This is a genomic window from Mangrovicoccus sp. HB161399 (assembly GCF_013184745.1).
Taxonomy (GTDB): domain Bacteria; phylum Pseudomonadota; class Alphaproteobacteria; order Rhodobacterales; family Rhodobacteraceae; genus Mangrovicoccus.
The window spans coordinates 45,650-64,641 of the sequence record NZ_JAATVU010000018.1 but is presented as its reverse complement, the minus strand read 5'-3'; the positions used below and the strand labels follow the sequence as shown (position 1 = coordinate 64,641).

Here is an 18,992-nt window from a genome sequence, read left to right as displayed (position 1 = left end):
TCCATGCTGCCCTTTTCCAATCCCGATCCTTCCGCCATCTTCGCCGGCCGGATCTGGCGTCCGGGCATCGGCCCGGCGCTGGTCGCGCTGCGCGGCGGCGAGGTCGTGGACATCACCTCGCGCGAGGCGCCCACCATGCGCGACCTGCTGGAGCTTGACGATCCGGCCGCCCATGTCCGCGCGGCGACGGGCGAAACCGTCTGCACGCTGGACGATCTCGCCGCCGGTGCGGCCGGCACGGACGATCTGCGGCTGCTGGCGCCGCCGGACCTGCAGGCGGTCAAGGCCTGCGGCGTGACATTCGCCGAGTCGATGGTCGAGCGCGTGATCGAGGAACAGGCGGCCGGCAATGCGGACCGGGCGCAGGAGATCCGCGCCAAGGTCGGTGCCGTGATCGGCGACAGCCTGTCGGGGATCGAGCCGGGCTCGGCGGCGGCGGCGGAAGTCAAGCGGGTCCTGCAGTCCGAGGGTCTCTGGTCGCAATACCTGGAGGTCGGCATCGGCCCGGATGCCGAGGTGTTCTCCAAGGCGCAGCCGATGAGCGCGGTGGGCTGGGGCGCCGATGTCGGGCTGCACCCGGTGTCGACCTGGAACAATCCCGAGCCCGAGATCGTGCTGGCCGTGTCGAGCCGCGGCCGCATCCTGGGCGCCACGCTCGGCAACGACGTCAACCTGCGCGATGTCGAGGGCCGCTCGGCACTGCTGCTCGGCAAGGCCAAGGACAACAACGCCTCCTGCGCCATCGGGCCGTTCCTGCGGCTCTTCGACGGCAGCTTCTCGATGGCCGATGTCGAGACCGCCGAGCTGGACCTGAAGGTCGAGGGCGAAGACGGCTTCGTGCTGGACGGCCATTCCTCGATGTCGAAGATCAGCCGCAGGCCGGCGGACCTGGTTGCCCAGACCATCGGGCGCCACCACCAGTATCCGGATGGGTTCTTCCTGTTCCTCGGCACGCTCTTCGCGCCGGTGCAGGACCGCGACGCGCCGGGCCAGGGCTTCACCCACAAGCAGGGCGACGTGGTGACGATCTCCGAGCCGAAGCTCGGCGCGCTGCGCAACACCGTGCGGCTGTCGACCGACTGCCCGGAATGGACCTTCGGGACGGCGGCGCTGATGCGCAACCTCGCGGGCAGGGGGCTGCTGTGACAGCGTCCGGGCTGGCCGGGCGCAGCGTGCTCGTCACCGGCGGCGCCTCGGGCATCGGCGCGGCCATCGTGCGCGCCTTTGCCGCCGAGGGCGCGGCGGCCGGCTTCCTCGATTTCGACCGGGAGGCGGGCACGGCGCTGGCAGCGGAGACCGGCGCCGCCTTCGAGCCCTGCGACCTGCGCGACATCGGGGCGCTGAAGGCCGCCATCGCGCGGATGGCCGAACGCTGCGGTCCCGCCACCGTGCTGGTCAACAACGCGGCGCGGGACGACCGGCACGACTGGGCCGAGGTCACGCCGGACTACTGGGACGAACGCATCGCCACCAACCTGCGCCACCAGTTCTTCGCGATCCAGGCGGTCGCGCCGGGGATGATCGCGGCGGGCGGCGGCTCGATCGTCAACATTGGCTCGGGGTCCTGGATCCAGGGCACGCCGCGCCTGCCGGTCTACGGCACGGCGAAGGCGGCGCTGCACGGCCTGACCCGGACCATGGCGCGCGAACTTGGCGCCCACCGGATCCGCGTCAACACGGTGGTGCCGGGCTGGGTGATGACCGAGCGGCAGAAGGACCTGTGGGTGACGCCGGAGAAGCTGGACGCGCTGCGGCAGAAGCAGTGCCTGCCGGATCTGCTGCAGCCCGGCGATCTGGCGGCGGCGGTGCTGTTCCTTGCCTCGGACGCGGCGAAGATGGTCACCGCGGCCGATCTGATGGTGGATGCGGGCGCGCTCTAGGCGCGCTCAGTTCACCGGCGTTTCCAGCGGCTTGCCCGCAAGGAAGGCGGTCACGTTGGCCAGCTGCAGCCCAAGCATGGCGCGGCGCGTCTCGACCGTGCCCGAGCCCTGGTGCGGCTGGAGCACGGCATTGGACAGGCTGCGGAAGCGCGGATCGATGTCAGGCTCGTTCAGGAATACGTCGAGCGCCGCGCCGCGGATCGTGCCGGCCTCCAGCGCATCGAGCAGCGCGCCCTCGTCCACCGTGCTGCCGCGCGAGATGTTGACCACCACGCCCTCCGGCCCCAGCGCCGCCAGGGCCGCTGCGCCGATGTAGTTTTCGGTCTCCGGGCCGCCGACCAGCGCGACCACAAGCCAGTCGACCTCGGCCGCCAGCGCCACCGGATCGGCATGCCAGGTCCAGCCGGGAGTGTCCTTCTCGCTGCGCGAATGATAGTGGATCTCCATCTTGAAGGCGGCCAGCCGGTCGGCGATCTCGCGCCCGATCCGGCCCAGCCCGACGATCCCCGCCTTGCCGCCCGAGAACTTGCGGTTCAGGGGCAGCGCCCGCTGCGCCCATTCGCCGGACCGCACCAGCCGCGCGCCCTCCTCCAGGTCGCGCGACAGCGACAGCATCATGCCCAGTGCCAGATCGGCGACATCGTCGTTCAGCACGCCGGGCGTGTTGGTGACCTTCGCGCCACGCGCCGAAGCTGCGGCGACGTCGATCGCGTCATAGCCGACGCCGTAATTCGCGATCAGGCCGAGCGCAGGCAGGGCGTCCATCTCGCCGCCGCCGAACGGCGCATGGCCCTTGTAGGCGACCGCGCGGATCCCGGCGCGGAGCGCGCCGGGCAGGGCGGCAATCTCCGCCGGCGAGGCGGCCGCTGCCGAAGGGTGGGCGGCTTCGAGACGGCTGCGCTCCTCGTCGGTGAAAGGGCCGCAGATCAGCAGGACAGCATCGCTCATGGGGTTTCCTCCGTTGCCATGGCCCGCGCGAGGCGCGGCAGGAACAGCACTATCCGAAATGGTATACCATTTTCAAGACTCTCCGGCCCTGGCCGCGGATTCGCAGGTGGCGGCGCGGGCGCGCCAGTCCGTGCAGGTGGAACGGTCGTCACAGATATTCACGTCAACCTGCAAGCATTTGTTAAACATGGCCTGAATTGGCGTTCATGTGAGCAAATGCGTGACAGCATGTGAAGAACTGTTAAAAAATCTTTGCAATGGTGAAATTTGTGTTATCTCCTGTGCCGAACCAATCAGCCACTGGTGGAGAAAAAGACATGGACGTGCCTTCCGGATACCGCGCTTGCGTCGTCGGCCTGGGATCGATGGGAATGGGCGCCGCGCTGTCCTGCGTGAAAGCCGGGATCGCCACCTGCGGCATCGACCTCTCCGACGCGCGCCGCGCCGAATTCGCAGCCGCCGGTGCCGAGGCCGTCGGAGCTTCGGTTGCCGAGTTCGAGGGCGAGTTCGACGCGATGATCGTGCTGGTCGTGAACGCCGCACAGGCCCGCATGGTGCTGCTGGGCGAGACCGGCGCGGCCACCAAGGTGAAAAAGGGCGGCGCCGTCATGGTCAGCTGCACCCAGTCGGCCGAGGATGCCAAGGCGCTGGCCGCGGAGCTGGAGGCGATGGGCGTGACGATGCTCGATGCGCCGGTCTCGGGCGGGGCGGCCAAGGCGGCGGCGGGCGAGATGACCGTCATGGCCTCCGGATCGCAGGCAGCCTTCGACGCGCTGGCCCCGGTGCTCGATGCGGTCGCGGTCAAGGTCTACAACATCGGTCCGGAAATCGGCCAGGGCGCGATGGTCAAGGTCATCCACCAGCTTCTGGCGGGCGTGCATATCGCCGCCGGGGCCGAGGCAATGGCGATGGCCGCGCGCGCGGGCATCCCGCTGGGCACCATGTATGACGTCGTGACCAACGCGGCGGGCAACTCCTGGATGTTCGAGAACCGCATGAAGCACGTGGTCGAGGGCGACTACACGCCGATGTCCGCGGTCGACATCTTCGTCAAGGATCTGGGCCTCGTCACCGAAACGGGGCGCAGCCTGAAATTCCCTCTGCCGCTGGCCTCCACCGCCTTCGCAATGTTCCAGGAGGCTTCCAACATGGGCCATGGCAGCGAGGACGACAGCGCGGTCATCAAGACCTTCTCGGGCATCGAGCTGCCGAAGAAGGAGGGCTGAGACATGCTGATCGGCGTCATCGCGGATGATTTCACCGGCGCGACCGACATCGCGGGCTTCCTCGTGGCGAACGGGCTGGCCACCACGCAGATGATCGGCGTGCCCGAGGCGGGCACCCAGATCGAGGGCGACGCGGTGGTCGTGTCGCTGAAGTCGCGTTCGAACCCGGCGGCGGAGGCGATTGCCGACAGCCTCGCCGCGCTGGAGTGGCTGCAGTCGATCGGCTGCAAGCAGATTTTCCAGAAATACTGCTCCACCTTCGACTCTACCGCGAAGGGCAATATCGGCCCGGTGGCGGACGCCCTGATGGAAGCGCTCGGCACCGACATCACCGTCATCTGCCCGGCGCTGCCGGTCAACGGCCGGTCGATCTACAAGGGCTATCTCTTCGTCGGCGACGAGCTGCTGGAAGAGTCGGGGATGCGCAACCATCCGATCACGCCGATGACGGACTCCAACCTGATGCGCCTGATGGACGGCCAGTCCAAGGGCCGTTCGGGCGTCGTCACCGTGACCACGATCGAGCAGGGCGCGGAAGCGGTGAAGGCCGAGATCGAGCGGCTGCGCGCCGCGGGCATCTCCTATGTCGTGCTCGATGCCGTCACCGATGCCCATCTCGACGTGCTGGGCGAGGCCGTGGCCGAGATGAAGCTGGTCACCGGCGGCTCGGGCCTCGGCGCCGGGATCGCGCGGGCCGTGGCCTCCGACGCCCCCGGCCGGATCGAGGAACTGGGCAAGGCCGCCGCCGAAGCGGGCGCGCCGCTCGCGGGCCGCGGCGTGGTGATCTCGGGCTCCTGCTCGGTGATGACCAACAAGCAGGTTGCGGCCTACCGCAAGATCGCCCCGGCCTTCGACGTCGACGTTGAGCGCTGCCTCGCCGATGCCGAGGGCTATGGCGCGGAGCTCGCCGCCTGGGCGCTGGAACAGCCGCATGGCGCGGGCATCCCCGCGCCGATGATCACCGCGACGGCCAGCCCCGAGGTGCTGAAGGCGGTCCAGGCCAAGCACGGATCGGCAGCCTCCGAGGCGGTCGAGCATGCTTTTGCCGCTGCGACCCGCAAGCTGGCCGAGGGCGGCATCGCCCGCTTCGTGGTGGCCGGCGGCGAGACCTCCGGCTCCGTCACCCAGGCTCTGGAGGTCACCGGCTTCGCCATCGGTCCGCAGATCGCGCCGGGCGTGCCCTGGGTCCGCGCCGTGGACCGGCCGCTGTCGCTGGCGCTGAAATCCGGGAATTTCGGTGCCGAGGGGTTCTTCCTCGACTGCCAGCCCGATGACGTCCGTGCCGCAGCCATGGAGACGCAAGCATGAACGACGCACAGAAGGCGGAGCGCATGGTGCTCCTGTGCAAGAGCCTGTTCGACCGGGGATACTCGGTCGGCGGCGCGGGCAACGTTTCGGTGCGTTCCGACGAGGGCGGCTTCCTCGTCACGCCGACCGGCAGCTGCCTCGGCCGGCTCGATGCAGGGAACCTGACGGTGATCGGCGCCGACGGCGAGCCGAAGCCGGGCCCGAAACCCTCGAAGGAATTCGCCTTCCACCGCAAGCTCTACGAGGTCCGTCCCGACGCGGGCGCCATCGTGCACCTGCATTCGACCTACCTGACGGCGCTGAGCTGCCTTGAAGACCTGCCGCGCGGCAACGCGATGCGCCCCTTCACGCCCTATTACGTGATGCGCATCGGCTACATGCCGGTGATCCCGTACTACCGCCCCGGCTCCGCGCAGATCGGCGAGGACCTCGCCGAGGCCGCGGCAAAGCACAAGGTGCAGGCTTTCCTGCTGGCGTCCCACGGGGTCGTGGTGCTGGGCAAGGACATCGACGACGCGGTGAACAATGCCGAGGAGCTGGAGGAGACGGCGAAGCTGCTGTTCCTGCTCAAGGGAGAGAAGCTGCACTACCTGACCGAAGACGAGATCGCCGAACTGGGCGGAGGATACTGAGATGACGCGCCTTGCCGCAAACCTGTCGATGCTGTTCACCGACGCCCCCTTCCTCGACCGGTTCGACCGGGCGGGCGCCGCGGGCTTCGAAGCCGTCGAGTTCCTCTTCCCCTATGACCACGCCATTGCCGAGGTGAAGGCGCGGCTCGACCGCAACGGCCTGGGCCTGACGCTGATCAACGCCTTCGCCGGCGACTGGGCCGGGGGCGAGCGCGGCTTTGCCGCCCGCCCGTCGAAGACGTCGGAATTCGACGCCTCTATCACCCAGGCGATCGACTACGCCACCGGGCTGGGCTGCCCGCGCATCCATGTCATGTCCGGCATCACCAAGGACGAGCCCGACATGGCCGCCTGCGAGGCGATCTGGATCGAGAACATGCGCAAGGCCGCCGACCAGGCTGCCAATGCCGGGCTCGACATCTCCATCGAACCGCTGAACTCGCGCGACATGCCGGGCTATTTCATCGCGCACCAGGACCCGACGCTGGAACTGATCGGCAAGCTGGAGCGCAAGAACGTCTTCCTGCAGTTCGACGTCTACCACGCGCAGATCATGGACGGCGACATCATCCGCCGGATCGAGCGGCTCAAGGGCGCCTATGGCCATGTCCAGATCGCGGGCGTGCCCGACCGGCACGAGCCCGACGAGGGCGAGCTGAACTATGCCGCGATCTTCGAGGCCTTCGACCGCACCGGCTTCTCCGGCTACCTCGGCTGCGAGTACAACCCGCGCGGCAGGACCGAGGACGGTCTCGGCTGGGCGGCGCCCTACCTGCCGAAGAAGGCCGCCTGATCCATGATCCCCGCCGAACGCCAGCATTTCATCCTGTCCTGCCTCGCCGAGCGGGACGTGGTGAGCATTGCCGAGCTGACGGAACGGCTGGGCGTGTCGCACATGACGGTGCGGCGGGACATCCAGTCGCTGGAACGCACCGGACGGGTGACCTCGGTCTCCGGCGGGGTGCGGCTCAGCCAGCGGCTGGAGACCGAGCTGCCGCACCTGCAGAAGAGCGGCATCAACACGGGCGAGAAGCAGGCCGTCGGGCGGGCGGCGGCCGCGCTGGTGAAGGACGGCATGGTGGTCTATCTCGACGCCGGGACGACCACGCTGGAAATCGCCCGCGGCATCGCGGACCGCGAGGGGCTGACGGTCGTGACCAACGATTTCGTCGTCTGCGCCTACCTTTCGCAGCATTCGCGCTGCACGCTCTACCATTCCGGCGGGCTCGTGGAGCGGGACAACCAGTCCTGCATCGGCGAGGCCGCCTCCGAGACGCTGGCGCGGTTCAACTACGACATCGCCTTCATCTCGACCTCCTCCTGGACGATCACCGGCCTGTCCTCGCCCTCCGAGGCGAAGCGGCCGGTGAAGAAGGCCGTGGTCGGGCGCGCCCGCCGCTCGGTCTTCGTGTCGGATTCCTCGAAATACGGGGTGATCGCGGCAATCAACATCCTGCCGATGGAGGTCTTCGACACGGTCGTGACCGACCGGCTGATCGATCCCGGCGTGGCCGAGGCCATCCGGAACATGGGTTTGGACGTCATCCTCGCCGACGCGCCGCAGGCCGTGCCGCGGATGGACGCTCCTGTGAACAAGGGAAAAGTGACATGAAGATCGTCGTGACCGGCGGCGCCGGCTTCCTCGGCAGCCGCCTGATCTCGAAACTGCTGGAGCAGGGCTTCGGCGAAGGCCGGGCGGTGACTTCCATCGTCTCGCTCGACCGCGTGGCCTGCCCGGTGGCCGATGCCCGCGTCTCCAGCGTCGCGGGCTCGATCGACGACGCCGCCGACGTGGCCGAGGCGCTGTCGCAGGGGCCGGACGTGATCTACCACCTCGCCGCCGTGCTTTCCGGCCAGTCCGAGGCGGAGTTCGACACCGGGCTGCACATCAACGTGGACGCGACGCGCCTGATCCTCGAGGAATGCCGCAAGCTGTCGACGCCGCCGCGCTTCATCTTCACCTCGTCGCTGGCGGTGTTCGGCGGCGAGATGCCCGAGGTGGTCCCGGAAACCATGGCGACCATGCCGCAATCCTCCTATGGCTGCGGCAAGGCGATCGGCGAGCTGCTGGTCAGCGAATACAGCCGCAAGGGCTTCGTCGACGGCATCACCTGCCGTCTGCCGACCATTTCGGTGCGCCCGGGCAAGCCGAACTCGGCTGCGTCTTCCTTCGTCTCCGGCATCCTGCGCGAGCCGCTGAACGGCGAGGCGTCCGAATGCCCGGTGCCGCTCGACACGCGGCTGTGGATTTCCTCGCCGGACCTCGCCATCCAGAACCTCGTGCTGGCAGGCGGCATCGACGGCGCGGCTCTCGGCCTGAACCGCGTGCTGAACCTGCCGGGCATCACGGTGACGCCTGCGGAGATGCTCGACAGCCTCGAACGGCTGGGCGGCAGCGACGCCCGCGCCCGCGTCGCGCTGACCTCCGAGCAGCGGATCATCGACATCGTCTGCAGCTGGCCCGGCGCCTTCGACGTCAGCCGCCCGCTGGCGCTCGGCTTCGCCGCGGACAGCGATTTCGACGGCGTGCTGAAACAGTACATTGCGGAGCTGGCCCCGGCAGACGCCACCGCCTGATCCGCCTTCCCGACCTGCAGCCTCGCAGTCAGCCGCCCCGGCCGGGGGCGGGGGCTGGCCCTTTGGCTCTGCACAACCCGCGCGGGCGTTCCGCGCGGTCCCGGCCAGCGTAATCAGGGACGCCCGCACGGGCGCAAACGGAGGAACACTCATGGCAGAACCCGGAATGGAGTTCCAGCTGATCGCAGGTCTGGTCTTCGCCATCGTCCTGCTCATCTTCCTGGTGGTGAAGACCAAGGTCCACGCGGTCGTGGCGCTGATCATCGCCGCCTCGATCGCGGGCCTGATCGGCGGCATGCTGCCCGCCGACGTCATCAAGGCGATCACCACCGGCTTCGGCAGCACGCTGTCGACCATCGGCCTCGTCATCGGCTTCGGCGTGATGATGGGCCGCGTGCTGGAAATCTCCGGCGCGGCCGAGCAGATGGCCTACACGCTGATCCGCTGGGTCGGCAAGAAGCGCGAGGACTGGGCGATGGTCCTGACGGGCTATGTCGTGTCGATCCCGATCTTTTGCGACTCTGCCTTCGTCATCCTGACGCCGCTGATCAAGGCACTGGCGCGTTCTACCGGCCTGTCGCTGCTGACGCTGGGCATTTCGCTGGCGGGCGGCCTGATGCTGACCCACCATGCCGTGCCGCCGACCCCCGGCCCGCTGGGCGTTGCCGGCATCTATGACGTCGATATCGGCCTGATGATCTTCTGGGGCGTGATCTTCACCATCCCGGGCATGGCCGTGCTGGTCTTCTACGGCCGCTTCATGGGGCCGAAGCTGGAGAAGATGATCCTCGACGACACCGGCGAGGACATCGGCGCCGCCTACCGCGAATTCGAGCATGCCGCCGAGGAACGCCAGAAGGAGCTGCCCTCGCTGTTCCTGTCGATCCTGCCGCTGGTCCTGCCGATCGTGCTGATCTTCCTCAACACCCTGGCCACCTTCGCGGTCAAGATGTCGGGCGATCCCGAGATGGCGAATGCCTTCCTCGTCCAGTTCTTCTCCTTCATCGGCAACCCGGTCATCGCCGTGGGCCTGGGCCTGCTGGTCGCCGTCTACACGCTGATCCCGGACGTGCCGCGCAGCGACGCGATCTCCTACATGGAGCAGGGCGTCGAAAGCGCGGGCATCATCCTGCTGGTGACCGGTGCGGGCGGCGCGCTCGGCGCGGTGCTCAGGGCCTCGGGCGCGGGCGACGTGATCGGCGCCTCGGTGGCGGAACTGCCGATCCCGGCGATCCTGATCCCCTTCGTCATCTCCTCCCTGGTGCGGCTGATCCAGGGCTCGGGCACGGTGGCGATGATCACCGGCGCCTCGATCTCTGCGCCGATCCTGATGGCGATGCCCGACGTGAACATGGTCTTCGCGGCGCAGGCGGCGGCGATCGGTTCGATGGTCTTCGGCTATTTCAACGACAGCTACTTCTGGGTGATCAACCGCATGCTCGGCGTGAAGAACGCCAAGCACCAGATGCTGCTGTGGTCGGTGCCGACCACGCTGGCCTGGGCGTCGGCGCTGGTGATGCTGCTGATCTGCAACGCGCTCTTCGGCTGATCCAGCCGGAAACGGCGGACAGGAGCCGGGCCATCCCACGGATGGCCCGGCTTTTTCCTTGCGCGGGCCGGGTCGGCGTTTCGGCCCCGAGGCCCGTCGAGGGCGGCTGGCCCGCCGGCCATCGCGCCGACGCAGGAGAGTGCCGGGCTGCGACGCCGGCTATCTGTCCTGCCGGCCCGAGGAGCAGGAGCTGAGGCATGGAGGGCTTTGCCAGCCCGTTGGCGACCATGGCTGCGTCAGGAGATCAGCCGGGAAGGCGGGTTCCCGGCCGGTTGCAAGGCGTCGCTCAAGGCGTTCCATGGGCGGTTCCAGCGGATCGCGGCAGAGGGCCCGACATGTCGACGGGAACGGCGCACCTTCATGGTCGCGCGCGGACAGTGCGGTTTCGGCGGCAAGGCTGCGGCGGGCACCGCCCGGAGGCGGAGCCACGGAAACGGTCCTGGACTTGCGGCGGAGCGCTGCGCCGATTTGGTCGGGAACCCGGCGGGAAAAGGCTGCCGCCCATCGGGCGGGCCATGCCGACGCAGACGTCCCGGCAGGATGCGGGCCCCAGTGCTGCCGGGCACCGTTCAAGCCGACGAGCCAGGCCAAGCTGATCCGGGCGGTTGCGGGGCGCCGGAAACGCCAGCGGTCCCGCTCCGGCCGGAACGGGACCGCTTGTCCTGCTGGTGCAGGAGGATCAATAGGGCAGGCCGATATAGTTCTCGGCAAGTTCCCTGCGCGCGGTCTCGGACGAGGCCAGATGCTCCAGCGTGGAGCGCCGCATCGCGCCCGCGAACTCGTCCTCGCCGTCGAAGCGGTGCATCATCGTCGTCATCGACCAGGAGAAGCGCATCGCCTTCCAGATCCGCTTCAGCGCGACCTCGGAATAGGTGTCGATGCCGGTCATGTCGCCCTTGGTCAGCGCGTCCACCAGCGCCTCGTGCAGGTAGTGCACGTCGGAGGCAGCGAGGTTCAGCCCCTTGGCGCCGGTCGGCGGCACGATATGCGCGGCATCGCCGACGAGGAACAGGCGGCCCCAGCGCAGCGGCTCGCTGACGAAGCTCCGCAGCGGCGCGATGGATTTCTCGATCGACGGGCCGGTCTGCATCTTGGCGGCCGTTTCCGAGGGCAGGCGGCTCTTGAGTTCCTCCCAGAAGGCCTCGTCGCTCCAGTCCTCGACCTTGTCGGTCAGCGGCACCTGGATGTAGTAGCGCGAGAGCTTCGCGTTGCGCATCGACGCCAGCGCGAAGCCGCGCGGCGAATTGCAGTAGATCAGCTCGTCATTGCAGGGCGGGGTCTCGCTGAGGATGCCGAGCCAGCCGAAGGGATAGACACGCTCGAATTCGCGGCGCTTCTCCTCCGGGATGGTCTTTCGGCTGACGCCGTGGAAGCCGTCGCAGCCTGCCACGTAGGCGCAGGTGATCCGCTTGCGTTCGCCCTTCAGCGTGTATTCGACCGCGGCTTCCTCCTGGTCGAGATCGAGGATCTTCACGTCCTCCACCTCGTGGATGATCTGCGTGCCCATCGCGTCCTGCGCGGCATAGAGGTCGGCGGTGACCTCGGTCTGGCCATAGACCATGACCTGCTTGCCGGTCAGTTCCTTGAAGTCGATATGGACCATCAGGTCCTCGTCGGTCATGTAGCAGCCGTCATGCGGGAAGCCTTCGCTTTCCATCCGCAGGTTGACGCCCGCCTTGCGCAGCATTTCCACGGTGCCCCATTCGAGGATGCCCGCGCGGATGCGCGACAGCACGTGCTCGCGGGTCGAGCGTTCGAGAACGATCGTCGAAATGCCGGCCTTGTTCAGAAGCTGCGACAGCAGCAGGCCCGACGGCCCGCCTCCGATGATGGCGACTTGGGTATCCATGGTGGTCTCCTCCTGTTCGGATGTATGGATACGCCCGCGCAGGCGCCGCGGGAATGGACGGGCAGGGGGATCGCTGGTACGATCCGTGCATGACGGCGCAAAACCAGATACCTGAATTCGATCTTTTCGGGGAAACAGGCGGCTTTCCCGATGTCGTCCATTGCGAGGCGATCCGCGACCGTGCGCCCCGCTATGGCTGGTCGATTGCGCCGCACCGCCACGGCGGCATGGCGCAGGTCTTCCTGATCGAGGCGGGCGCGGCACGGGTCCTTCTGGACCGGGAGCACCGCAAGATGGCGGAAGGGCAGGCACTATTCGTGCCCGCGCAGGTGGTCCACGGCTTCGAATTCGTCGACGGCACGGCGGGACAGGTGCTGTCCTTCCCGCTGCCGGTGCTGAAGGCGGCGGCGCCGGGCCAGGGGGATCTGGCGCGGCAGCTGTCGCGGCCCTTCATCGTGGAGACCGAGCCGGAACTTTCCGGGCTGGTCGGCAGCTTCGTGCGCCGCTTCGGCGAAAGCGGCCTGTTCCGCGCGCCGATGCTGATCGCGCTGGCGCAGGCCGTGCTGGTGCGGATGGCGGAACTCGGCGGCGAGGGCGGCGCGCGCCCGGCCACGGCGGCGGAACGGCAGGTCGCCCGTTTCGAGGCGCTGATCGCGCGCCACATGTCCGAAGGCTGGAAGCTGGCCGACTATGCCTCCGCGCTGTCGGTCACGCCGGGACATCTCGGCCGGCTCTGCCGCGAGGCGGCGGGACGCGGGGCGGGGGCCCATCTGGATGCCGCGGTGATGACCGAGGCCTGCCGCCTCCTCGCCTTCACCCAGCTGCCGGTGGCCGATATCGGCTTCCGCCTCGGCTACCAGGACCCGCCCTATTTCTCGCGCCGCTTCCGCGCGGTAACGGGGGAGACGCCCACCGCCTACCGCGCGCGCTTCGTCTCCTGAGCCTCAGGCGGCCAGGGGCATCGGCACCGGGCGGCGCAGCACCGTTCCGGCGATCCGCCGCAGGTTATCGGCGTCCGGTCCCGCTGCGTCCGCGACCGCCGCGATCCGCGCCCAGACCGCCCGCCAGAACAGGTCGCCGGTCATCTGCGCGAAGTCATGTGCCAGCTCCGCCGGGGCGGGCGCGGCCACGACCTCGGCCCGCTTCGCCTGCCAGAGCGCTGCCAGCGCGGCGACCTCCGGCACGCCCGCGCCCAGATCCGCCACCAGCGCGGCGAAGGCCTCGGCCCCGGCCGGGGATTTCAGCCCGCGCGTGGCGGTGCTCAGGGCATGGATGCCGTTCGCGCCCTCGTAGATCGAGGTGATCCGCGCGTCGCGCCAGGTCTGGCTGACCCGGTATTCGGTCAGGTAGCCGTAGCCGCCCAGCACCTGGATGCCCAGATCGGCCGCGCGGATGCCCGCATCGGTGCAGAACATCTTGCAGACCGGGGTCAGGAAATCGACCAGCGGCCCTCTGTCCCCGCGCTCCATCGCCACGAAGGCGATCATCGCCATGGCCCGCGCGCCGAGCGCCAGCGCCCGCTGCTCGTCCAGCATCCGCCGCACGTCCGGGTGGTCCGACAGGGCCGCCGGGCTGCCGTCGGGCTTTCGACCCTGCATCCGCTCCGCCGCATAGGCATCGGCCACCTGGAAGGCGCGCGCCGCATGGGCGACGCCCTGCAGCGAGACGTCCAGACGCGCATGGTTCATCATGGTGAACATGGCCATCAGCCCGGCGCCTTCCTGGCCCACCAGTTCGGACCGCGCGCCGTCGAAGGCCATCTGGCAGGTCGGCGAGGCATGCAGCCCCAGCTTCTCCTCGATCCGCGTCACTGCGATGGCGTTGCGGCCCTCCGCGTCATCCGAGGGGCAGAGGAACAGCGACAGCCCCTTGATCCCGTCCTCCGGCGCGCCGGTCCGGGCCAGCACCAGGTGCAGGATGCCCTCCGACAGGTCCTGGTCGCCGCCGGAGATGAAGATCTTCTCGCCCTCGATCCGCCAGCTGTCGCCCTCGCGCCGCGCCTTGGTGCGGATGCGCGACAGGTCCGATCCGGCGCCGGGCTCGGTCAGGCACATCGTGCCCAGGAGCTCGCCCGCGGCCAGGCGCGGGATCCAGGCCTCCTGCTGTGCCGCCGAGCCATAGGCGAGCAGCGTCGAGATCGTGCCCGGCACGAGGTTGCAGATCATCTGCAGCGAATGGCACGCGCCCGAGAAGATCTCGGACACGCTCGCGGCAGTGAGGTGGTCGACCTCCATGCCGCCATGCGCCTCGGGCGCCGTCAGCCCCTGCCAGCCGCCCTCGACCAGCTGGGCATAGGCCTCGCGGAACCCGTCGGGCATCTTCACCCGCCCGTCCTCGAGCCGGCAGCCCTGGGCATCGCCCGGCTCGTCCAAGGGCGCGATCACGCCCTCGGCGAAGCTGGCGAAATGGGTGAGGATCCCCTCCGCCAGCTCCGCGTCCCAGCCGGGCAAGTCCGGCGCGCGGGCGACATGGCGCAGACAGAAGAGGATGTCGTCGACGGGGGCGGCGAAGGGGATCATGGTCTCACTCCTCGGTGCAGGCGAAGCTGCCGGCCCGGTCCGCCGCGCCGCCCTGGTAGCGGGCGACCTGCGGGGCGGGGCAGAGCAGGCGGGTGGCGCCGGGGGCAAGCCCCTCGGGCAGTTCGTCATTGGCCTCGCGGGCCACGGCTTCCACGGCCTCCGGCGCCGATCCTTCCTCGACCCAGGTTTCGAGCGCGGCGAAGAGGTCGAACCCCTCCGCTGCCGGTCCGCCGTCGCAATGGTTCATCCCCGGCACCGGGTAGAAGCGCGCGAACTCCGCCGCGCGGCCGCCATTGTTCGCGTCGAGCTTCACGTACCAGTCCGCGGTGTCGTTGACCGAGAAGACCGGGTCCGACACGCCGTGGAACAGGATCATCTTGGCGCCCGCATCGCGGAAGGCGGCCAGCTCGGGATCGTCCGATCCGGGCGGCGTCATCACCTGCATCGGGCTTTCCGGGAAGGCGTCCGACGTGGCAAAGATGCGGTCCGCCTCGCCGGCCAGGTCGAAGGACATCAGGAAGGACTCCAGCGCTTCGGGCGTGCCCTCGACCTCGGCCGGGGGCACGGTGAAGACCTGCGCCAGAGAGGCCGCGCCCATCGTCGCGATGATCGGCCGGTGGCCCCAGGGCGGGATCGGGCTTTCCAGCTTCCACATCCGCCAGTCCTTCGCCTCGATCCCGGCATCCCAGGACCACTGCGCATAGAGCGGCGTGCCGTCCGCGGCCCGCGGCCCGTCATGCACCGCCTTCAGCGCGGCGAGCTTTTCCGGGGCGAGGCAGGCGGTGCCGTCATCGCCGCAGGCCAGTGTGCCGGGATCGAAGGCGGCCTGGCAGGCGGCGGTGTCGGACACCAGTCCGTCCTCCAGCCCGTCAAGCCCGTCGCAGGCCCTGCGGACCGCGGCGCCGATTGTGGCCTGGTCCTCGACAGTCAGGGCGGTGGCGAGCGACCCGCTGACCGGCATGAATTGCTGCACGTCCCAGGCATGCTGCAGCGCCGCCTTGGGCAGGTTGAAGCCCGGCGCGCCGATCAGGAGTCCGTCGAAGGCGCCGGGCATCCTCGCGGCCGCGACCATCGCGTGCCGCCCGCCGTTGGAGCAGCCGATGCCGTAGGCATGGTCGATCCCGCGCCCGTAGAAGGCCTCGACTGCCTTGCGCGCCACCGGGTCGAGCAGCGCGACGGCCTTGTAGCCGTACATCTGCCGCGCCTCGAAGTCGAAGCCGAAGGCGGCCCCGCCTGCCAGCCCGAATGCGCCGAAGGCCTTGCCGTCATGGCCGGCATCCGACGACACGACCGCATAGCCATGGGCCAGCGGGCTGGTCTCGCCGGTGCCGGATTTCAGCGCGCCGGTGGCGGGCTTGACCGCCCCGTCATTGCCGCCGTTGAACTGGTGGACATAGTTGCCGTTCCAGTCCTCGGGCAGCGACAGCTCGAAATCCAGAGCATAGGCATGGCCGTCGGTGCCGGTGCGCTCCGCCATGGTGCCGCGGACCCGGCAGATGGCGACCGGGCTCTCCTCGCCGGGCGCGACAGGCTCGGCGGCGGTCACCCGCACGCCCTGGAGCCCCAGCGCTTCCGCGGTCAGCCCTCCGCAGTCCATGGCCATCGCCGAAACCGGCACGAGCGCGGTGGTCAGGCCCAGAATGATGCGCTTCATCGGATTATCCTCCCTCGTCATTTGCCCCCGCTCCGCTCCTCCGCGGCGGGGGAGGGTCCGGGAGGGGGGATCTGCCCCCTCCCGGACTTGTCCGTCAGATCACGCCGCCTGGCCGAGCAGGCGAATCGCGTTCTCCTTCAGGATCAGCGGCCGCACCTCGTCGCGGAATTCCGCCTTCTCGAAGGCTCCGAGCCAGCGCTCCGGCGCGATCATCGGCCAGTCGGAGCCGAACAGCATCTTCTCCTTCAGCAGCGTGTTCGCGTAGCGCACCAGGATCGGCGGGAAGTACTTCGGCGACCAGCCCGAGAGGTCGATATAGACGTTGGGCTTGTGGGTCGCGACCGACAGCGCCTCCTCCTGCCAGGGGAAGCTCGGATGTGCCAGGATGATCGGCATGTCCGGGAAATCCACCGCGACATCGTCGATGTACATCGGGTTCGAATACTTCAGCCGCATGCCGTTGCCGCCCCGCATCCCCGAGCCGACCCCGGTCTGCCCGGTATGGAACAGCGCCGGCTTGCCGCTCTCGGCGATCGCCTCGTAGAGCACGTAGGCATTGCGGTCGTTCGGATAGAAGCCCTGCATCGTGGGATGGAACTTGAAGCCCTGGATGCCGTGGTTCTCGACCAGATCCCGCGCCTCGCGCGCCCCGAGCTTGCCCTTGGCGGGATCGATCGAGGCGAAGGGGATGAGGATGTCGGAATGCTCGGCGCAGAGATCGGCGACCTCGTAGTTCGAGTAGCGGCGGTATCCGGTCTCGCGCTCGGCATCGACCGGGAAGATGACGGCGGCGATGTTCTGCTCTCGGTAATGGGCGGCGGTCTGCGGGATGGTCGGCGGATGCGCCCAGGGCGCGCCGAAGTATTTCGCCATGGTCGATTGCAGCTCGTCATAGCCGTCATCGTCATGGCAGCCGCAGGCTTCCTCGGCATGGGTGTGGAAGTCGATGGCGCGGATGGTGGAGAAATCGACCATGGTTCGTCCTCGTGGAATTTGGGCCTGCCCCGGGGGAGGACCGGGGCAGGGATGGGGATCAGACGCGGATGAGCGCCGGATCCTCATTGTCGTAGAGCCGTTCCAGCAGATCGGCGCGGCGCGTCATGATCTTGCGGATGTTGAGGCTGCCCTTGTCGGTCACCTCGCCGTCCTTCAGCGAGGGCGGCTCCGCCAGGATCAGGGCGCGGGTGATCTTCTTGGCGCTGCCGGTCGCCTTGCGCTCCATTTCGCGCATCACCGCCTCGATCTCCGCCTGCAGGTGTCCGTCGATCACTGCCCCTTCGGAGCTGTTGCCGTCATCGACGTGGTCGGCGCGCGGAAAGATGAAAAGCCCGATCTCGCCCCGGTCATGGCCGCAGATCACCACGTCCTGCACCAGCCCGCGCATCGCCTCCAGCGTGTCGAGCCGCAGCTTCCCGGCCTGCACCCAGGTGCCGGTGGTCAGCTTGAAATCCTCCGAGACGCGGCCGTCGAACACGAGCCCGCGGTCCGGGTCGGCGGCATCGACGAACTTCACCGCGTCGCCGGTCACCAGGAAGCCGTCCTCGTCGAAGGCCGCGGCGGTCTTCGTCGCGTCGTCCCAGTAGCCCTGCATGACGTTCGGGCCGCGGACGCGCAGCTCGCAGCGCATGTCCTCGTCGGGGCTGAGCTTGACCTCGGTGCCGGGCAGCGGCACGCCGATGATGCCGGACCGGCCGACATTCTCGTGCAGCATGATCGTGGCCGGCGCGGTTTCCGTCATCCCCCAGGAGGAGATCATCAGCGGCAGCCGCCCGCGGATCTCCATCGCCATTTCCTCCAGGCGGGTCCAGACCGGCTGCGGCAGCGAGGCGCCGGCATAGAAGATCAGGTCGAGATCGCCGAAGAAGGCCTCGCGCAGCGCGCGGTCCCCTTCCATCGCATGGACCAGCATCGAATAGCCGACCGGCACGTTGAAGCTCAGCGTGCCCGGATGCGAGCGGATGTTCTCCAGCGTGGTGCCGAAGCCGCGCTTGGTCGGCTTGCCGTGGTCGATCCGCATCGTGCCGCCATGGGCCAGCATCATGTTGGTGTTGTGCGAGCCGCCGAAGACGTGGTTCCAGGGCAGCCAGTCGGTGATCCGCGGCGGCCGGTCCTTCAGGAAGGGCAGGACCGAGGACATCTGCGCCTGGTTGGCGCACATCATCTTCTGCGTGGTCAGCACGCCCTTCGGATCCGAGCTGGAGCCCGAGGTGAACAGCACCTTGGCGACCGTGTCCGGCCCGACCTTCAGATGCGCCTCCTCCAGATCGGCGGAGGCACCGCCCGCCATCAGCTCTGCCAGCGGCGTCACCTTGCAGGGCGCGCCCGCGGTCTTCGCGGCGACGATCTCGACGCCCTCGAGCTGCGGCAGGGCCAGCGCCTTCGCATAGAGGCCGGCATCGTCGACGAAGGCCATGGCGGGGCGGATCTTGTCGAGCACGTAGACCAGCCGGCCATGCGCTTCCTCGATCAGCGAATACTGTTCGGCCAGCGGCACGGTCGGCACGCCGACATATTGCGCGGCGAAGCTCAGCAGCGCGTGGTCGACGCCGTTGCCCGACATGATGACGATCGGGGTATGCGGTCCCATCCCGCGGGCCAGAAGGCCGGAGGCGAGCGCGCGGACCATCTCCAGCACCTCGGCATAGCCGTGCTCGCGCCAGCCCTCTCCCGCCCGTTCGGCCAGGAAGACCCGGTCGGGCGTGTAGTTCGCCCAGCGGTGCAGCCAGACTCCGGTATGGGCGACCACCTCGTCCATCGGCACGCGGGTGGTCAGCACGATATCGTCCCCGCGATGCTCCATCGCGACGTCATGCGGGACCATGCTCAGTCCCGTAGCCATGTCCTTCATCA

General features: G+C 68.8%; 16 protein-coding genes. 10 read left to right on the top strand and 6 right to left on the bottom strand.

Going from position 1 to position 18,992, the window contains the following annotated elements:
* The first annotated feature begins 3 nt into the window (after positions 1 to 3).
* Both HCC78_RS12440 and HCC78_RS12435 read left to right on the top strand, forming a co-directional pair.
* Positions 4 to 1,146, top strand: coding sequence for a fumarylacetoacetate hydrolase family protein (locus HCC78_RS12440; protein ID WP_172329099.1), 1,143 nt, complete (start codon positions 4 to 6; stop codon positions 1,144 to 1,146).
* A complete protein-coding gene (locus tag HCC78_RS12435) occupies positions 1,143 to 1,880 on the top strand; it encodes an SDR family NAD(P)-dependent oxidoreductase (RefSeq protein WP_371743822.1) in 738 nt (245 codons plus the stop codon). Before HCC78_RS12440 ends, HCC78_RS12435 begins: the two co-directional genes overlap by 4 nt.
* A 6-nt stretch (positions 1,881 to 1,886) precedes the next feature.
* On the opposite strand, the gene HCC78_RS12430 is transcribed toward HCC78_RS12435, so the two are convergent.
* Positions 1,887 to 2,828, bottom strand: coding sequence for a 2-hydroxyacid dehydrogenase (locus HCC78_RS12430; protein ID WP_172329097.1), 942 nt, complete (start codon positions 2,826 to 2,828; stop codon positions 1,887 to 1,889).
* A gap of 317 nt (positions 2,829 to 3,145) precedes the next feature.
* On the opposite strand from HCC78_RS12430, the gene ltnD reads away from it, so the two are divergent.
* From ltnD to HCC78_RS12395, 7 genes are all read left to right on the top strand, one after another.
* Positions 3,146 to 4,054 carry an L-threonate dehydrogenase gene (gene ltnD / locus HCC78_RS12425; protein WP_172329096.1) on the top strand — a complete coding sequence of 303 codons (909 nt, stop codon included), beginning with the start codon at positions 3,146 to 3,148 and terminating at the stop codon, positions 4,052 to 4,054.
* A 3-nt stretch (positions 4,055 to 4,057) separates the two neighbouring features.
* Positions 4,058 to 5,362 carry a 3-oxo-tetronate kinase gene (otnK, locus tag HCC78_RS12420; RefSeq protein ID WP_172329095.1) on the top strand — a complete coding sequence of 435 codons (1,305 nt, stop codon included), beginning with the start codon at positions 4,058 to 4,060 and terminating at the stop codon, positions 5,360 to 5,362.
* Positions 5,359 to 5,994 carry an aldolase gene (locus HCC78_RS12415; RefSeq protein ID WP_172329094.1) on the top strand — a complete coding sequence of 212 codons (636 nt, stop codon included), beginning with the start codon at positions 5,359 to 5,361 and terminating at the stop codon, positions 5,992 to 5,994. Before otnK ends, HCC78_RS12415 begins: the two co-directional genes overlap by 4 nt.
* Before the next feature lies 1 nt (position 5,995).
* On the top strand, positions 5,996 to 6,787 hold the full coding sequence (gene otnI / locus HCC78_RS12410; protein ID WP_172329093.1) for a 2-oxo-tetronate isomerase: 792 nt from the start codon (positions 5,996 to 5,998) through the stop codon (positions 6,785 to 6,787).
* A gap of 3 nt (positions 6,788 to 6,790) precedes the next feature.
* Entirely contained in the window at positions 6,791 to 7,606 is an 816-nt protein-coding gene (locus HCC78_RS12405) for a DeoR/GlpR family DNA-binding transcription regulator (protein ID WP_172329092.1), read from the top strand.
* Positions 7,603 to 8,571 (top strand): D-erythronate dehydrogenase, encoded by a 969-nt coding sequence (gene denD, locus HCC78_RS12400; RefSeq protein WP_172329091.1) that lies wholly within the window; start codon positions 7,603 to 7,605, stop codon positions 8,569 to 8,571. Before HCC78_RS12405 ends, denD begins: the two co-directional genes overlap by 4 nt.
* A 151-nt stretch (positions 8,572 to 8,722) precedes the next feature.
* Positions 8,723 to 10,120, top strand: a complete 1,398-nt coding sequence (locus HCC78_RS12395; protein WP_216671133.1) for a GntP family permease — start codon at positions 8,723 to 8,725, stop codon at positions 10,118 to 10,120.
* A gap of 679 nt (positions 10,121 to 10,799) precedes the next feature.
* Here HCC78_RS12395 and pobA read toward each other — a convergent pair.
* Positions 10,800 to 11,969 (bottom strand): 4-hydroxybenzoate 3-monooxygenase, encoded by a 1,170-nt coding sequence (gene pobA, locus HCC78_RS12390; protein ID WP_172329090.1) that lies wholly within the window; start codon positions 11,967 to 11,969, stop codon positions 10,800 to 10,802.
* 89 nt (positions 11,970 to 12,058) lie between these two features.
* On the opposite strand from pobA, the gene HCC78_RS12385 reads away from it, so the two are divergent.
* Positions 12,059 to 12,910, top strand: coding sequence for a helix-turn-helix domain-containing protein (locus HCC78_RS12385; RefSeq protein ID WP_172329089.1), 852 nt, complete (start codon positions 12,059 to 12,061; stop codon positions 12,908 to 12,910).
* A gap of 3 nt (positions 12,911 to 12,913) precedes the next feature.
* Here the strand turns inward: HCC78_RS12385 and HCC78_RS12380 are convergent, their stop codons facing one another.
* The 4 genes from HCC78_RS12380 to HCC78_RS12365 all read right to left on the bottom strand — a co-directional run bounded on the left by HCC78_RS12380 (position 12,914) and on the right by HCC78_RS12365 (position 18,990).
* Positions 12,914 to 14,488 carry an acyl-CoA dehydrogenase family protein gene (locus HCC78_RS12380; protein ID WP_172329088.1) on the bottom strand — a complete coding sequence of 525 codons (1,575 nt, stop codon included), beginning with the start codon at positions 14,486 to 14,488 and terminating at the stop codon, positions 12,914 to 12,916.
* Positions 14,489 to 14,492: 4 nt separating this feature from the next.
* Positions 14,493 to 16,142: a tannase/feruloyl esterase family alpha/beta hydrolase gene (locus HCC78_RS12375; RefSeq protein WP_172329087.1), complete on the bottom strand. Its 1,650-nt coding sequence runs from the start codon at positions 16,140 to 16,142 to the stop codon at positions 14,493 to 14,495.
* A gap of 99 nt (positions 16,143 to 16,241) precedes the next feature.
* Positions 16,242 to 17,117: an amidohydrolase family protein gene (locus HCC78_RS12370; protein WP_172329086.1), complete on the bottom strand. Its 876-nt coding sequence runs from the start codon at positions 17,115 to 17,117 to the stop codon at positions 16,242 to 16,244.
* A 58-nt stretch (positions 17,118 to 17,175) separates the two neighbouring features.
* Positions 17,176 to 18,990: a feruloyl-CoA synthase gene (locus HCC78_RS12365; protein WP_172329085.1), complete on the bottom strand. Its 1,815-nt coding sequence runs from the start codon at positions 18,988 to 18,990 to the stop codon at positions 17,176 to 17,178.
* Between the last annotated feature and the right edge of the window lie 2 nt (positions 18,991 to 18,992).

What these genes read in the sequence shown, in the direction of transcription:
- HCC78_RS12440 (WP_172329099.1), top strand. Translation starts at nt 4, where the DNA reads ATGCTGCCCTTTTCCAATCCCGATCCTTCCGCCATCTTCGCCGGCCGG.
- HCC78_RS12430 (WP_172329097.1), bottom strand. Translation starts at nt 2,828, where the DNA reads ATGAGCGATGCTGTCCTGCTGATCTGCGGCCCTTTCACCGACGAGGAG.
- ltnD (WP_172329096.1), top strand. Translation starts at nt 3,146, where the DNA reads ATGGACGTGCCTTCCGGATACCGCGCTTGCGTCGTCGGCCTGGGATCG.
- otnK (WP_172329095.1), top strand. Translation starts at nt 4,058, where the DNA reads ATGCTGATCGGCGTCATCGCGGATGATTTCACCGGCGCGACCGACATC.
- HCC78_RS12415 (WP_172329094.1), top strand. Translation starts at nt 5,359, where the DNA reads ATGAACGACGCACAGAAGGCGGAGCGCATGGTGCTCCTGTGCAAGAGC.
- otnI (WP_172329093.1), top strand. Translation starts at nt 5,996, where the DNA reads ATGACGCGCCTTGCCGCAAACCTGTCGATGCTGTTCACCGACGCCCCC.
- HCC78_RS12405 (WP_172329092.1), top strand. Translation starts at nt 6,791, where the DNA reads ATGATCCCCGCCGAACGCCAGCATTTCATCCTGTCCTGCCTCGCCGAG.
- denD (WP_172329091.1), top strand. Translation starts at nt 7,603, where the DNA reads ATGAAGATCGTCGTGACCGGCGGCGCCGGCTTCCTCGGCAGCCGCCTG.
- HCC78_RS12395 (WP_216671133.1), top strand. Translation starts at nt 8,723, where the DNA reads ATGGCAGAACCCGGAATGGAGTTCCAGCTGATCGCAGGTCTGGTCTTC.
- pobA (WP_172329090.1), bottom strand. Translation starts at nt 11,969, where the DNA reads ATGGATACCCAAGTCGCCATCATCGGAGGCGGGCCGTCGGGCCTGCTG.
- HCC78_RS12385 (WP_172329089.1), top strand. Translation starts at nt 12,059, where the DNA reads ATGACGGCGCAAAACCAGATACCTGAATTCGATCTTTTCGGGGAAACA.
- HCC78_RS12380 (WP_172329088.1), bottom strand. Translation starts at nt 14,488, where the DNA reads ATGATCCCCTTCGCCGCCCCCGTCGACGACATCCTCTTCTGTCTGCGC.
- HCC78_RS12375 (WP_172329087.1), bottom strand. Translation starts at nt 16,142, where the DNA reads ATGAAGCGCATCATTCTGGGCCTGACCACCGCGCTCGTGCCGGTTTCG.
- HCC78_RS12370 (WP_172329086.1), bottom strand. Translation starts at nt 17,117, where the DNA reads ATGGTCGATTTCTCCACCATCCGCGCCATCGACTTCCACACCCATGCC.
- HCC78_RS12365 (WP_172329085.1), bottom strand. Translation starts at nt 18,990, where the DNA reads ATGAAGGACATGGCTACGGGACTGAGCATGGTCCCGCATGACGTCGCG.